The organism is Mesorhizobium sp. WSM3862, from assembly GCF_002294985.1.
Taxonomy (GTDB): Bacteria; Pseudomonadota; Alphaproteobacteria; order Rhizobiales; family Rhizobiaceae; genus Mesorhizobium.
In genome coordinates this window covers 312,173-326,645 of sequence record NZ_NSGE01000005.1, presented here as the reverse complement: position 1 = coordinate 326,645, position 14,473 = coordinate 312,173, and the positions used below count along the sequence as shown (strand labels likewise).

The following is a 14,473-nucleotide window of genomic DNA, read 5'->3' as shown; positions in this document are numbered from 1 at the left end:
GTTAGGCCCAAGCCTCCAATCATCATCGTGGGTCCGCGCGCGGACGCCAACAGGACAATAGATGAATCCGAATTATCGCAACCTCGCGCTCTGGGCGATCATAGCGGTCCTGCTCATCGCCTTGTTCAATCTTTTCCAGACGCCGCAGACGCGCGGCGCTTCGAGCGAGATTGCCTATTCGCAGTTCCTGCAGGATGTCTCTTCCGGCCGGGTCAAGAGCGTGACGATCGCCGGCGCCCGTATCTCGGGCAACTACACGGACAACGCCAACGGCTTCCAGACCTATTCGCCGGGCGATCCGTCGCTAGTCTCCAGGCTGCAGGACAAGAACGTCACCATCAACGCGCGGCCTGAAAGCGACGGTTCGAACTCGCTGTTCGGCTATCTGATCTCGTGGCTGCCGATGATCCTGATCCTCGGCGTGTGGATATTCTTCATGCGCCAGATGCAGTCCGGCTCCGGCCGCGCCATGGGCTTCGGCAAGTCGAAGGCGAAGTTGCTCACCGAGGCGCATGGCCGTGTCACCTTCCAGGACGTCGCCGGCGTCGACGAGGCCAAGGAGGACCTGGAGGAGATCGTCGAGTTCCTGCGCGATCCGCAGAAGTTCCAGCGGCTCGGCGGCAAGATCCCGCGCGGCGTGCTGCTGGTCGGCCCTCCCGGAACCGGCAAGACGCTGCTCGCCCGCTCCGTCGCAGGCGAGGCCAACGTGCCGTTCTTCACCATCTCCGGCTCGGATTTCGTCGAGATGTTCGTCGGCGTCGGCGCAAGCCGGGTCCGCGACATGTTCGACCAGGCCAAGAAGAACGCCCCCTGCATCATCTTCATCGACGAAATCGACGCCGTCGGCCGCCATCGCGGCGCCGGCCTCGGCGGCGGCAATGACGAGCGCGAGCAGACGCTGAACCAGCTGCTGGTCGAGATGGACGGCTTCGAGTCCAACGAAAGCATCATCCTGATCGCCGCCACCAACCGGCCCGACGTGCTCGACCCGGCGCTGCTCAGGCCGGGCCGCTTCGACCGCCAGGTGGTCGTGCCGAACCCCGACATTGTCGGCCGCGAGAAGATCCTCAAGGTGCATGTGCGCAACGTGCCGCTGGCGCCCAATGTCGACCTCAAGGTCATCGCGCGCGGCACGCCCGGCTTCTCCGGCGCCGACCTGATGAACCTGGTCAACGAATCCGCGCTGATGGCGGCGCGTCGCAACAAGCGGCTCGTCACTATGGCCGAGTTCGAGGACGCCAAGGACAAGATCATGATGGGCGCCGAGCGCCGCTCGTCGGCGATGACGCAGGCCGAGAAGGAGCTGACCGCCTATCACGAGGCCGGCCACGCCATCCTGGCGCTCAACGTGCCGACGGCCGATCCGCTGCACAAGGCGACCATCATCCCGCGCGGCCGCGCGCTCGGCATGGTCATGCAGCTGCCGGAAGGCGACCGCTATTCGATGAGCTACAAATACATGATCTCGAGGCTGGCGATCATGATGGGCGGCCGCGTCGCCGAGGAGTTCAAGTTCGGCAAGGAGAACATCACCTCCGGCGCCTCCTCCGACATCGAGCAGGCGACCAAGCTGGCGCGCGCCATGGTCACGCGCTGGGGCTTCTCCGACAAGCTCGGCCATGTCGCCTATGGCGACAACCAGGAAGAGGTCTTCCTCGGCCATTCGGTGGCGCGCCAGCAGAACATCTCGGAAGAGACCGCGCAGATCATCGACGCCGAGGTGCGCCGGCTGATCGACGATGCCTATTCCACCGCCAAGACCGTGCTGACCAAGAAGAAGAAGGACTGGATCGCGCTGGCCGAAGGGCTGCTCGAATACGAGACCCTGACCGGCGAGGAGATCAAGCAGCTTATCGCCGGCCACAAGCCCGCCCGCGACCTTGGCGACGACACGCCGCCCAGCCGCGGCTCGGCTGTGCCGAAAGCCGGCACAGGCGGCCGTCGCAAGAAGGGCCCCGAGCCCGAAGGCGGCATGGAGCCGCAGCCGCAGGGCTAAGGCTCGATCGAAAACGAAACATAAAAAACGACGCCGCGGCTCAGACCGCGGCGTTTTTGTTTGGGAGGTCACAGACGATTGGCGAGTCGCTCGCGGACTGCACCTGCAAGATCGGCGTCCGGCGCAAGCGCCAATCTTCCTTCTGGCTCATCACGCTTCTGGCCTCGCATGGCACCCCAAACCTCCGGCGCAAAACGCACGAAACTGTTCGCGATGTCTTCGCACACCTGTTCGCGATGTCCTCAGTCCATATAGGGGGAGATTGGTAGCTTCGCCGGCGGGGGTTCTTTTGCGGCGCCGATATGCCTCTTTAAGCGCGTCCAACGAAAAAGCCCGCGCATCTCGCGATGCGCGGGCCTTTGTCTTGGAGGTAAGCGCTGAGCGATCAGCTCTTCAGCTTGGCGTTGCAGAGGCTGTAGAAGCCGCCGCCCTTCTGGATCCACCGCAGGCCGTTCAGCGTGTTGGCGTCCTTGTTGGCATAGTACTGCTCGAGGCAAGTGTGCATGCGGGCCTTGGCCGGCGTCTCGTTGGCGAATTTCGGCGAGATGGCGGTCGGGAAGGTCACGCCCTTCGGCGCAGCCACGCTGGGCTTTGCCGGTTCCTTGGTGAAAGTCGCCTCGGTCGGAGCCGGCACGGTGTCGTCGTCGTCGCCGGCGCCGCATTCGGCCTTGCGGAAGTCGTTCCACTTCATGCCGTTGAGCTTGTTGGCGGTCTTGGCAGCCTGGTACTTGCTGCTGCATTCGGCCATGGTCAGACCCTTGGCCGAACCACCGTCAGCGGCAGCGGTGGAAGTCTTGCTGGCGGCAGGTTTGGCGGCCGCCGCGGCAGTGGCGCCGGGGCCGCATTCAGCCTTGCGGAAATCGTTCCACTTCATGCCATTCAGCGTGCCGGCCGCCTTCGCGGCCTGATACTTGGTGCTGCATTCCTTTGCGGTCAGGCCCTTGGCTGTGTCGTCCGAGGCAGCTGCCGACTTTGCCTTCTTGGTGTCAGAAGCCTTGGTCTCGGTCGCCGCCTTGGTGTCGGTCGCCGCCTTGGTCTCGGTCGCCGCCTTGGTGTCGGTCGCGGCGGAAGCGTCGCTGCCGCACTGGGCCTTGCGGAACTGGTTCCAGGTCTGGCCGTTGAGCGTTCCGGCGTCCTTGGCTGCGTTGTACTTGGTGCTGCACTCGGCCATGGTCAGGGCGTTGGCCGGCGCCGCCAGGAACAGGGTTGCGACGGCGATGCCCGTCAATGTTGCAAGTCTATGAATAAGCATGGCGTTTTTCTCCCTTGCTGCGCCAAATGGTCTCTATACCAAATCAATAGCTCTCAACTTCGGGCTGCGCCAGATGCTTCCCGCGCGGATGCCCTCACAAAGTGTGTTCCTGCCGACAGGGTGCTAAATTGCTGGCGCTCGGTTCGAGCAAATAAGGTTTTTCCAACCATGTCGGGCGGAAAAGTTGTCCGGGCTTTTATATTCCCGTTACAACGAGAGGTCGTGGCAGGCCGCCGAATCACTTGACCCGTCCGCGACAATGATTTTCTAAGGAATGGTAATATATAATCACGAAACGTGATGATCGGATGCGGCCCAATTGTGGCAATACGGGCGGCTGAAACCGACGGGGACTTTGGCAGGTATGGCAGGGCAGTATTTCGGCACCGACGGCATTCGCGGACGCGCCAACAAGTTTCCCATGACGGCCGAGGTGGCCATGCGGGTGGGTATGGCCGCCGGCCTTTCTTTCCAGCGGGGCAACCATCGGCACCGCGTCGTGCTCGGCAAGGACACGCGGCTTTCCGGCTACATGATCGAGAACGCGATGGTGTCGGGCCTGTGCGCCGCCGGCATGGACGTGTTCCTGCTCGGGCCGATTCCGACACCGGCGGTCGCCATGCTGGTGCGCTCGCTGCGCGCCGACATCGGGGTGATGATCTCGGCCTCGCATAACCCTTATTACGACAACGGCATCAAGCTGTTCGGCCCCGACGGCTATAAGCTCTCCGACGAGATCGAGGAGCGCATCGAAGGCATGCTCGACAAGGACATCGAGTTGTCGCTTGCCGATTCCGACGGGCTGGGGCGCGCCAAGCGCGTCGACGGCGTCCACGACCGCTATATCGAATTCGCCAAGCGCACGCTGCCGCGCTCGATGTCGCTTTCCGGGCTTCGGATCGTCGTCGACTGCGCGAACGGCGCCTCCTACAAGGTGGCGCCGGAGGCGCTGTGGGAGCTCGGCGCCGAGGTAGTCGCCATCAATGTCGAGCCGAACGGCTTCAACATCAACAAGGAGTGCGGCTCGACCCATCCGGCCGGCCTGCAGAAGAAGGTGCACGAGGTGCGCGCCGATATCGGCATCGCGCTCGACGGCGACGCCGACCGTGTGGTCATCGTCGACGAGAACGGCGCCATCGTCGACGGCGACCAGATCATGGCGCTGATCGCCGAGTCCTGGCACCAGAGCGGGCGGCTGGCCGGCGGCGGCGTCGTCTCGACGGTGATGTCCAATCTCGGTCTCGAGCGTTTCCTTGGCGACATGAAGCTGCAGCTGCACCGCACCAAAGTCGGCGACCGCTATGTCGTCGAGCACATGCGCGCGCACGGCCTCAATGTCGGCGGGGAGCAGTCCGGCCATATTGTGCTGTCCGATTTCTCGACCACCGGCGACGGCCTGGTTTCGGCGCTGCAGGTGCTGGCCTGCATCAAGCGGCAGAACCGGCCGGTCAGCGAGCTGTCGAAAAAGTTCGAGCCGGTGCCTCAGCTTCTGAAGAACGTCCGCATCTCCGGCGGCAAGCCGCTGGAGGAGGCGCCGGTCAAGGCAGCCATCGAGGAAGGGCGCAACCGCCTGGGCAAGGCCGGCCGCCTCGTTATCCGGCCGTCCGGCACCGAGCCGCTCATCCGCGTCATGGCCGAAGGCGACGATCCGCAGCTGGTCGAGGCCGTCGTCAACGAGATCGTCGGCATCATTTCGGATACCCGCAGCGCCGCCTGATCGCCGCCGCAAATCGGACGATCGCACCTGCAAGCCCGCCGCCAGGCGGGCTTTTTCGCGCGCTCACAACACCCCGGACAACGGAATACCCTCTAAAATTGTAGGCATTCGTGGTTAATCGGTACGGTTAAACGGCTTTTAACCTTTGCAATTCATTATCCACGCCGAGGTTCATCTTCGGGCGATGTCGTCCCGAGGCTTCTTAGGGGTGACAGCATGTTCGATACCGCAAGAATGGCACTGTTTGCCGCGCTGTTGGCGGGAGTGGCCGGGCCGGCCCTCGCCGCCGACCTGGGGGAACCACCGCCGGTGGAGGAAGCTCCGCCGCCGCTGGTCGAGGCTCAGCCGATCGACGTTGGCGGCTGGTATATTCGCGGCGACATCGACTACCACAAGTCGACCTTGCGCGGCATCGACTACATTACATACGGGCCACCGCCCGGCACTAACGATTTCGATTTCGGCAAGCTGAAGGGCGGTTTCTCGCTCGGCGGCGGCGTCGGCTACAAGATCAACGATTACTTCCGAACCGATCTGACGGCCGACTATTGGTTCAAGTCGGACTTCAACGGCCAGACCTCGGACCTCGTAACGACATCCACCGAGGTGTCGAGGATGAGCGCGCTGCTGCTGTTGGCCAATGCCTATGTCGACATCGGCACCTATCACGGCATCACGCCTTACGTCGGCGCCGGCATCGGCGGCGCGCACGTCAAGTGGGACACGGTCCACGATCCGAACACCACCGAAACCAACCCGGGTTCGTCCAACTGGCGCTTCGCCTATGCGCTCATGGCCGGCGCTTCCTACTGCCTGACCGACAGGGTGATCCTCGACGCAGGCTACCGCTTCACTCACATCCAGGGCGGGCGCATGTTCGAGTTCGATTCGACGAGTTCCGGGCCGGGGTTCGACCACGGCATCAACACGCATGAGGTGCGCGGCGGTCTGCGCTACCAATTCGGCGGCAACAATGGGTGCACTACACCGGTGGCCTACCAGCCGGAGCCGGAGCCGATCTACACCAAGTAGTCGCTTCGAAGATCCTGGAATTTTACCGATCGCCCGGCGTCAGCCGGGCGATTTTCTTTTGTGGGTGGCCGATAAAACAGCATCGAAATCAATTCGGTAACCCCCTGTTATCCTTAACCGGCACTTAACCACTATGGTTAACAATGCTCCTGAAACGGCAGCTATGCTCGCGTTCGCGACTGGTGCCAATCTCAGGAGCCGGGGACCATGACATCAAAATCGCGTATCGCACTGGCGCTCGCCGCAATCGTGCTGATGCCGGCGACACAGGCGGTGTCGGCCGACTACGATCCGCCGATCTATGTCGACCAGGCGCCGGACTATCAGCCGGTCGAGGTAGGCTCCGGCTGGTACCTCCGCGGCGACGTCGGCTACGCTCTCAGCCATCCATTCAAGCATGAGGAAACATCGTCGGGACCGCTCAACAGCTTCAGCGATGAGTCCAGCTTGTTCAGCGGCAGCATCGGCATGGGCTATCACGTCAACGACTACCTCCGGGTCGAGTTGAACGGTGGAATCCTGCCGACCGACAAATTCGCCGCCCATGACAGACTGGGAGCCACCTGCGACGGGCACACGCTTGTGGACGACGGTTTCGGAACGATCAATTCCGTTGCGACCAGCCAGGCCTGCGACCTTTCCGACAACGCTTCCAACAAGGGCTACAGCATCATGGCCAATGGCTATGTAGACCTGGGCACCTATGTCGGGCTCACGCCCTATATCGGCGGCGGCATCGGGCTCGCCTACAACAAATACTACAGAAGCATCGGCGCGCGCGACTGCGTGGAGGTTCCTACGAACAGCGCCGGCACCGGCGGATTTTTCTGCGACGATCCGGCCGGCTATGAAGGGCAGACCGATACTGCGGCAAAGTTCAATCTGGCCTATTCCATCGGCGCAGGGCTCTCTTACCAGGTCACGAAGAACGTTTCGGTCGATCTCGGCTACGAATACTTTTCCGTCCCAGCGGCGAAATACGTCGCCTATGATGGTGGCGCTTTCAATATCCGCAAGGGCATTGACTATCAGACGGTCAAGCTCGGGCTGCGCTACGATCTTTGGTGAGCGAGAGAACTCGGAAATTGCCGCCGGCGGATCGAGCGGTCCGCCGTTCTTTTCGTTTCCAGCGCGTGGTGCCGTGAGAAAATATCCCGGCAGCGACAAAAACTTTGCTCTTGACGCCGAAAGCCTGAAAGCATATCGCCGTCCGTGGGCCACCCCTCCCCAACGAGGGGCCACTATCTGGAAGGATAGACCACGATGACGACGCTTACCAAGCCCGGACTCCGTCCGGCAAATCCCAATTTCTCCTCAGGTCCCTGTGCAAAACGCCCCGGCTGGTCGGTCGAGGCGCTGAAAGCTGCTGCGCTCGGACGCTCCCACCGCGCCAAGATCGGCAAGGGCAAGCTCGAGCAGGCGATCGAGCTGACGCGCGAAATCCTCAAGGTCCCGGCCGGCTACCGGATCGGCATCGTGCCGGCATCCGATACCGGCGCGGTCGAGATGGCACTGTGGTCACTGCTTGGCGAGCGCGGTGTCGACATGGTCGCCTGGGAAAGTTTCGGTTCCGGTTGGGTGACCGATGTCGTCAAGCAGCTCAAGCTCGCCGATGTGCGCAAGTTCGAGGCCGGCTACGGCGTGTTGCCGGATCTGACGCAGATCGATTTCGACCGCGACGTGGTCTTCACCTGGAACGGCACGACCTCCGGCGTGCGCGTGCCGAACGGCGATTTCATTCCGGCCGACCGCAAGGGTCTCACCATCTGCGACGCCACCTCGGCGGCGTTCGCGCAGCGGCTCGACTTCGATAAACTCGACGTCGTCACCTTCTCCTGGCAGAAGGTGCTGGGTGGCGAGGGCGCGCACGGCATGCTGATCCTCAGCCCGCGCGCCGTCGAGCGGCTGGAAACCTACAAGCCGGCCTGGCCGCTGCCGAAGATCTTCCGCCTGACCTCGGGCGGCAAGCTGATCGAGGGCATCTTTAAGGGCGAGACCATCAACACGCCGTCGATGCTGTGCGTCGAGGACTATCTCGATGCGCTTCAATGGGCGAAGTCGATCGGCGGCCTGGAAGCGCTGATCGCCCGCGCCGACGCCAACGCCGCGGTGCTGGACCGGTTCGTGGCCAGGTCGTCGTGGCTCGGCCATCTGGCCGTCGATCCGGCGACGCGCTCGAACACTTCCGTGTGCCTGTCCTTCACCGATCCGGACGTGGCGGCGCTCGATGCCGACGGTCAGGCGGCTTTCGCCAAGGGTATCGTCTCGACGCTCGACCGGGAAGGTGTCGCCTACGACATCGGCTCCTACCGCGATGCGCCCCCCGGCCTGCGCATCTGGTGCGGCGCGACCGTCGAGACCTCCGATCTCGAAGCACTGCTGCCCTGGCTCGACTGGGCCTTTGCCATGCAGAAGGCGTCGCTCAAAGCGGCCGCCTGAGTCATTCGCGGCGGCCTTCGGGCCGCCGATCCCAAACGGATCAATCCCATTCTTCAAGGAGGCCGCCATGGCGCCCCGCGTTCTCGTCTCGGATAAACTTTCAACCACCGCCGTGCAGATCTTCAAGGACCGCGGCATCGAGGTCGACTACCTGCCCGATCTCGGCAAGGACAAGGAAAAGCTTCTCGAAGTGATCGGCCAGTATGACGGCCTCGCCATCCGCTCGGCGACCAAGGTCACCGAGAAGCTGATCAATGCCGCCACCAGGCTCAAGGTCGTCGGCCGCGCCGGCATCGGCGTCGACAACGTCGACATTCCGGCGGCGAGCCGCAAGGGCATCATCGTGATGAACACGCCCTTCGGCAACTCGATCACCACGGCCGAGCATGCCGTTGCGATGATCTTCGCGCTGGCGCGCCAAATCCCGGAGGCCAACGCCTCGACCCATGCGGGAAAATGGGAGAAGAACCGCTTCATGGGCGTCGAGATCACCGGCAAGACGCTGGGCGTGATCGGCTGCGGCAATATCGGCTCAATCGTCACGACGCGCGGCGTCGGCCTGAAGATGCATGTCGTGGCTTTTGATCCGTTCCTGTCGGACAGCCGCGCTGAAGAACTCGGTGTCGAGAAGGTCGAGCTCGACGAGCTTTTCGCGCGCGCCGACTTCATAACCTTGCACACGCCGCTGACCGACAAGACGCGCAACATCATCGATGCGGCCGCGATCGCCAAGATGAAGGACGGCGTGCGCATCATCAATTGCGCGCGCGGCGGGCTGGTCGTCGAGGCCGACCTGGTCGCGGCGCTGAAGAGCGGCAAGGTGGCCGGCGCCGGTGTCGATGTTTTCGAGGCCGAGCCGGCGGAGAACAATCCGCTGTTCGGCATGCAGAATGTCGTGGCAACCCCGCATCTCGGCGCCTCGACCACCGAGGCGCAGGAGAACGTTGCGCTGCAAGTGGCCGAGCAGATGGCCGATTACCTGATCAAGGGCGCCGTTTCCAACGCCATCAACATGCCCTCGATCACCGCCGAGGAAGCGCCGCGACTGAAACCCTTCGTCAAACTGGCCGAGGTGCTCGGCGCCTTTGTCGGCCAGGTCACTGAAGATCCGATCAAGGAGGTGGAGATCCTGTTCGACGGCTCGACCGCGACGATGAACACGCGTGCGCTGGTCAGCGCCACTCTTGCCGGCCTGATCCGGCCGCAGGTCTCCGACGTCAACATGGTGTCGGCGCCGATCATGGTGAAGGAGCGCGGCATCATCGTCGCCGAGGTCAAGCGCGACAAATCTGGCGTCTTCGACGGCTATATCAAGCTCACCGTCAAGACCGAGCACATGACCCGCTCGATCGCCGGGACCTGCTTCTCGGACGGCAAGCCGCGCTTCATCCAGATCAAGGGCATCAACCTCGATGCCGAGGTCGGCCAGCACATGCTCTACACGACCAATGCCGACGCGCCCGGCATCATCGGCCTGCTCGGCACCGTCTGCGGCGAGAACGGCGTCAACATCGCCAACTTCCAGCTCGGCCGCAACCGGCCGGGCGGCGATGCGATCGCGCTGCTCTATCTCGACGCCCCCTTCCCGGAAAGGGTGCTCGATCAGCTGCGGGCGCACCAATCGATCGATTCGGCCAAACCGCTGCACTTCGATGTCGGCGCCGCCTGAAAGATCATGTTCCGCATGCTTCGGCATGCGGGGCATTTCCCCTACAGAACGGCTCTGCTGCCGCTGTATTCGGCCAGCGCGATGCCTCCGAGCACGAGCACAAGCGCAAGACCCTGATAGAATTGGAACTGCTCGCCGACGATCAGCACCGAAAGCAGGGTGCGAAGATTGGCACCAGATTGATGAACAGTCCGGCGCGATTGGCGCCGATCAGCTCGTTGCCCTTGATGTAGAAGATCTGCGAGACGACGGACGCGCCGAGCGCGGTGTAGAACGCGACCGCCCATCCTCGCGCGTCCGGGACGATGACGCGGCCCGCCGCCCCTTCCCAGACAAAGAACGGCACCGAGGTCAAAAGCGCGGCGAGCGACAGAGCCAGCATGAAGCTTTGCCAGCGTACGGCCGGCTTCAGGCGCAGCCCCACCGAATAGAGGCTGTAGCAGAGGACCGCGACCAGCATGATGGCGTCGCCGAAATTGAGCTCGAGCTTCAGCAGCTGACCGAGGTCGCCATGGCTAGCGGTCAGGCCGACGCCGAGGATGGTGAGCGCGACGCCGACGATCTGCAGGCGCTGCACGTGCAGCCTAAACAGCACGAAGTTGGCAAGGATGATGACGATCGGTATGGCGGCCTGCTCGATCGAGACATTGATGGCGGTCGTGTAGTTCAGCGCCGTGTAGAAGATGACGTTGAACATCGTGAAGCCGCAGGCGCCGAGGCCGGCGATCAGCAGCCAATGCCGGCGCAGTTCAGGCCAGTCCTCGCGAAACGTCCGCCAGCCGAGGGGCAGCATGATCAGCGCCGCCAGCACCCAGCGCAGGAAAACCAACGTCATCGGCGACACATGGCCGACGGCAAGCTTGCCGGCCACGGAATTGCCGCCCCACAGCAGCATGGTGGAGAGCAGGAACAGATAGGCGGCTCGATGCATCGCTTAATCCTGGACCGGCAGGCGCGGTGGAAGAAGGATGCCGGCCTATTGCGATGGCGAGGCCAAGTAAATGATGCGAAAGCCGGAATTTGTTGTGCCTGGTTTGTTGTGCCCTGGGTGGTTTCGGGGACAAAGAAGGGGTCGCATCGGCCTGCACATGAGGCTATAGAGGCCTGTCGTTTCAAGCCGCCAAGGCGGCATCTCAAGGGAAAAGAACATGGCCAATGTGGTGGTCGTCGGCTCGCAGTGGGGCGACGAAGGCAAGGGCAAGATCGTCGACTGGCTGTCGGAGCGCGCCGACGTGGTCGTGCGCTTCCAGGGCGGCCACAATGCAGGTCATACCCTGGTCGTCGACGGCAAGGTCTACAAGCTTTCGCTCTTGCCGTCCGGCGTGGTCAGAGAGGGCAAGCTGTCGATCATCGGCAACGGGGTGGTCTTCGATCCGCACGCCTTCGTCGCGGAAGTCAAGAAGCTCAAGGAGCAGGGCGTGGAGGTGACGCCCGAACGCCTGAAAATCGCCGAAAACACCGCGCTTATCCTGTCGCTGCACCGGGAGCTGGACGGGTTCCGTGAAGACGCCGCCTCGAATTCCGGAACCAAGATTGGCACGACCCGCCGCGGCATCGGCCCCGCATATGAGGACAAGGTGGGCCGGCGTGCGGTGCGGGTGATGGATCTGGCGGATTTGGAAACGCTTCCCCTGAAGGTCGACAGGCTGCTCACGCATCATAATGCGCTGCGCCGCGGGCTCGGCCATCCGGAAGCGACCCAGGAGGCGATCATGCAGGAGCTGACCTCGGTGGCCGGCGAGATCCTGCCTTACATGGACCGCGTCTGGAAGGTGCTCGACGACAAGCGCCGCGCGGGTGCGCGCATCCTGTTCGAGGGCGCGCAAGGCACGCTGCTCGATATCGACCACGGCACCTATCCCTTCGTCACCTCATCCAACACCGTGGCAGGGCAAGCGGCCGCCGGCTCCGGCACCGGCCCCGGCGCGATCGGCTATGTGCTCGGCATCACCAAGGCCTATACGACGCGCGTCGGCGAAGGGCCGTTCCCGACCGAGCAGAAGAATGAGGTCGGCGAGTTCCTCGGCACGCGCGGCCACGAATTCGGCGTCGTCACCGGCCGCAAGCGCCGCTGCGGCTGGTTCGACGCCGTGCTGGTGCGCCAGGCGGTGGCCGTCAACGGCATCAAGGGCATCGCGCTCACCAAGCTCGACGTGCTCGACGGGCTGGACGAGATCAAGGTCTGCACCGGCTATCGCCTCGATGGCGAGTTGATCGACTATCTGCCGGCCAGCCAGGGCGCCCAGTCGCGCGTCGAGCCGGTCTATGAGACGCTCGAAGGCTGGAAGGGAACGACGGCCGGCGCCAGGAGCTGGAACGATCTGCCGGCGCAAGCCGTCAAATATGTCCGCCACATCGAGGAGCTGATCGGCGCCCCGGTTGCACTGCTTTCCACCAGCCCGGAGCGGGACGACACGATACTTGTGACCGATCCGTTTCAAGACTAGTTTCACAGCGCTTCCAGGCGCTACGGCTGATTTGCGGCCGGCCCGGGAAAGAATTGCAGGTCGACTGACGCATGGCAGATTTCGTTGGTGTTCTGAAAAAACAGCTTGCGAAGCACAGCGAGCCCTCGCCCGAGTTGCGCAAGCGGATTTACGAGAATGCTCGTGAGATGCTGGCGAAGAAACTCGCGAACTATTCTCCGCCGTTGTCGGCCGAGGTCATCAGCAAGCAGAAACGTTCGCTCGAAGATGCCGTCGCCAGCGTCGAGCGCGAGTATGCCAAGCCTGCTCCGGCGCCCAAGCCGGCTCCAGCGGAAGATCCCCTGGCGGAGCTGGAACATATTTTTTCCTCGATCGACCGCAACAAGAACCAGCCGAGCCACGTCCGGCAGCCGTCGGTGGCGAAGCCCGAACCTGCCAAGCCGGAGCCCTTCAAGCCGGAGCCCTTCAAGACGGCGCCCGCACCGGCGCCGGTGAAGGCGGAACCGAGCTGGCAAGGCGCAGCAAAGACGGAACCAAGCTGGCAAGGGGCAACGAAGACTGAGCCCGGCGGCTGGCACAAGGTGCCCGCGGCACCGCCGCCCATGCCCTCGCCGCGCGAGGACGATGTCGGCCTGCCCGGGATGAACGCCGCCGAACCGGACGAGGACAGCGATGTCTTTGCCAATGACGAGCAGCCGGCCGATACTTTCCAGCGGCTGCGGCCTGCGCCGCGCAAGCGCAGCTATGGCGGGTTGATTGCTGCCGTTGTCGCATTGCTGGTGCTGGCCGGCGGCGGGTACGGCGTTTGGCTGAACAGGGATGCGTTCAGCTCCATGCTCGGCTTGAAGGGCGGCAGCAGCCAGACCGTCTCGACCGAGCCTCTGGTCAAGCCTGCCGCCCCGACAAAGCCGACCGCCGAGACGGCGGCCGCGCCGCCGGCTGCGGGCAATAACGCGGCTGCAGCCAATGAGCCGGCCGAAACAGCGAAATTCACCCAGCGGCTGACGCCCGAGGGCAAGGAAGTAGATCCTGGTCCGGCCGGCGGCCAGAGCACCATCGGCGAGGGCGAATCCGTCGCCGCGCTGACCACGCCGCCGCCCGCCGCGCCTGGGATGACGCCGGCGCCCGCCGCCGGCACGCCGCCCGCCGCGCCAACTCCGGCCGCGACCCCGCCCGCCGCCGACACTCCGCAGGCTGCGCAAACCCCGCCCGCGAGCCCGCCTGCCGGGACCACGCCGTCGGCGCCCGCCGGTGCCGCCGCCAATCCGCCCGCGCCGGCCGCCGGGACCACGCCTCCGGCCGCGGCGGCCACTCCGCCTGCCGCTGGCACGACTCCGCCACCCGCGTCCGGGACTGCGCCTGCGACGGCCCAAGCGACCGTGCCGGTCGGCCAGAAAGCAATCTTCTATGAGGAGCGCACCAGCACCCAGCAGGGAACCGCCGAGCCCGGCAGCATCGTCTGGTCGCTGGTGCAGGAATCGCCGGGCGGCGACCTGCCGCCGGAGCCGGCGATCCGCGCCGAGGCGACGATACCCGGCAAGGACATCCAGCTGCGCATGACCATCCGGCGCAATACCGACCAGACGCTGCCGGCCAGCCACATCATCGAGATGATCTTCCTGACGCCGGAAGGGTTTGACGGCGGCGGCGTCGACAACATCCTGCGCATCGCCATGAAGAGCTCGGAACAGGACGCCGGCAGCCCGCTGATCGGCATCCCGGCCAAGATCGCCGACGGCTTCTTCCTCGTCGCCCTCAACGACACCAAGGCCGACGAGGACGCCAACCTGACGCTGCTCAGGGGGCAGGCCTGGATCGACGTGCCGGTGGTCTACAAGACCGGACGCCGTGCCCTGCTCACCATGGAAAAGGGCATTCCGGGCGAGAAGGTGTTTGATGAGGCGCTGAAGGCCTGGGCGACGAAGACGTCCGGTTGAGGCCG

The 14,473-nt window shown here is 64.1% G+C and carries 9 protein-coding genes and 1 pseudogene; 8 read left to right on the top strand and 2 right to left on the bottom strand.

Annotated features, from left to right (window positions below; translation table 11 throughout):
- Positions 1-61 precede the first annotated feature (61 nt).
- Positions 62-1,996: an ATP-dependent zinc metalloprotease FtsH gene (gene ftsH / locus CK224_RS17275; protein ID WP_067001810.1), complete on the top strand. Its 1,935-nt coding sequence runs from the start codon at positions 62-64 to the stop codon at positions 1,994-1,996.
- 385 nt (positions 1,997-2,381) lie between these two features.
- Here ftsH and CK224_RS17270 read toward each other — a convergent pair whose 3' ends face one another.
- Entirely contained in the window at positions 2,382-3,248 is an 867-nt protein-coding gene (locus CK224_RS17270) for a hypothetical protein (RefSeq protein ID WP_095782565.1), read from the bottom strand.
- 364 nt (positions 3,249-3,612) lie between these two features.
- Between CK224_RS17270 and glmM the strand changes: the two genes are divergently transcribed.
- From glmM to serA, 5 genes are all read left to right on the top strand, one after another.
- Positions 3,613-4,965, top strand: coding sequence for a phosphoglucosamine mutase (gene glmM, locus CK224_RS17265; RefSeq protein WP_067001816.1), 1,353 nt, complete (start codon positions 3,613-3,615; stop codon positions 4,963-4,965).
- A 216-nt stretch (positions 4,966-5,181) separates the two neighbouring features.
- Complete coding sequence (locus CK224_RS17260) at positions 5,182-5,997, top strand: outer membrane protein (protein ID WP_095782564.1); 816 nt, start codon at positions 5,182-5,184, stop codon at positions 5,995-5,997.
- A 207-nt stretch (positions 5,998-6,204) separates the two neighbouring features.
- The gene (locus CK224_RS17255) at positions 6,205-7,065 is read left to right on the top strand and encodes an outer membrane beta-barrel protein (protein ID WP_095782563.1); all 861 of its coding nucleotides are present in this window, start codon (positions 6,205-6,207) and stop codon (positions 7,063-7,065) included.
- 195 nt (positions 7,066-7,260) lie between these two features.
- On the top strand, positions 7,261-8,436 hold the full coding sequence (locus tag CK224_RS17250) for a phosphoserine transaminase (protein ID WP_095782562.1): 1,176 nt from the start codon (positions 7,261-7,263) through the stop codon (positions 8,434-8,436).
- 67 nt (positions 8,437-8,503) lie between these two features.
- Positions 8,504-10,105: a phosphoglycerate dehydrogenase gene (serA, locus tag CK224_RS17245; RefSeq protein ID WP_095782561.1), complete on the top strand. Its 1,602-nt coding sequence runs from the start codon at positions 8,504-8,506 to the stop codon at positions 10,103-10,105.
- A gap of 41 nt (positions 10,106-10,146) precedes the next feature.
- On the opposite strand, the pseudogene CK224_RS17240 reads toward serA, so the two are convergent.
- Positions 10,147-11,036, bottom strand: a pseudogene (locus CK224_RS17240) (DMT family transporter).
- A gap of 217 nt (positions 11,037-11,253) precedes the next feature.
- On the opposite strand from CK224_RS17240, the gene CK224_RS17235 reads away from it, so the two are divergent.
- Both CK224_RS17235 and CK224_RS17230 read left to right on the top strand, forming a co-directional pair.
- Positions 11,254-12,552 (top strand): adenylosuccinate synthase, encoded by a 1,299-nt coding sequence (locus CK224_RS17235; protein ID WP_095782560.1) that lies wholly within the window; start codon positions 11,254-11,256, stop codon positions 12,550-12,552.
- A gap of 71 nt (positions 12,553-12,623) precedes the next feature.
- Positions 12,624-14,468, top strand: a complete 1,845-nt coding sequence (locus CK224_RS17230) for a hypothetical protein (protein ID WP_095782559.1) — start codon at positions 12,624-12,626, stop codon at positions 14,466-14,468.
- The last annotated feature ends 5 nt before the right edge of the window (positions 14,469-14,473 follow it).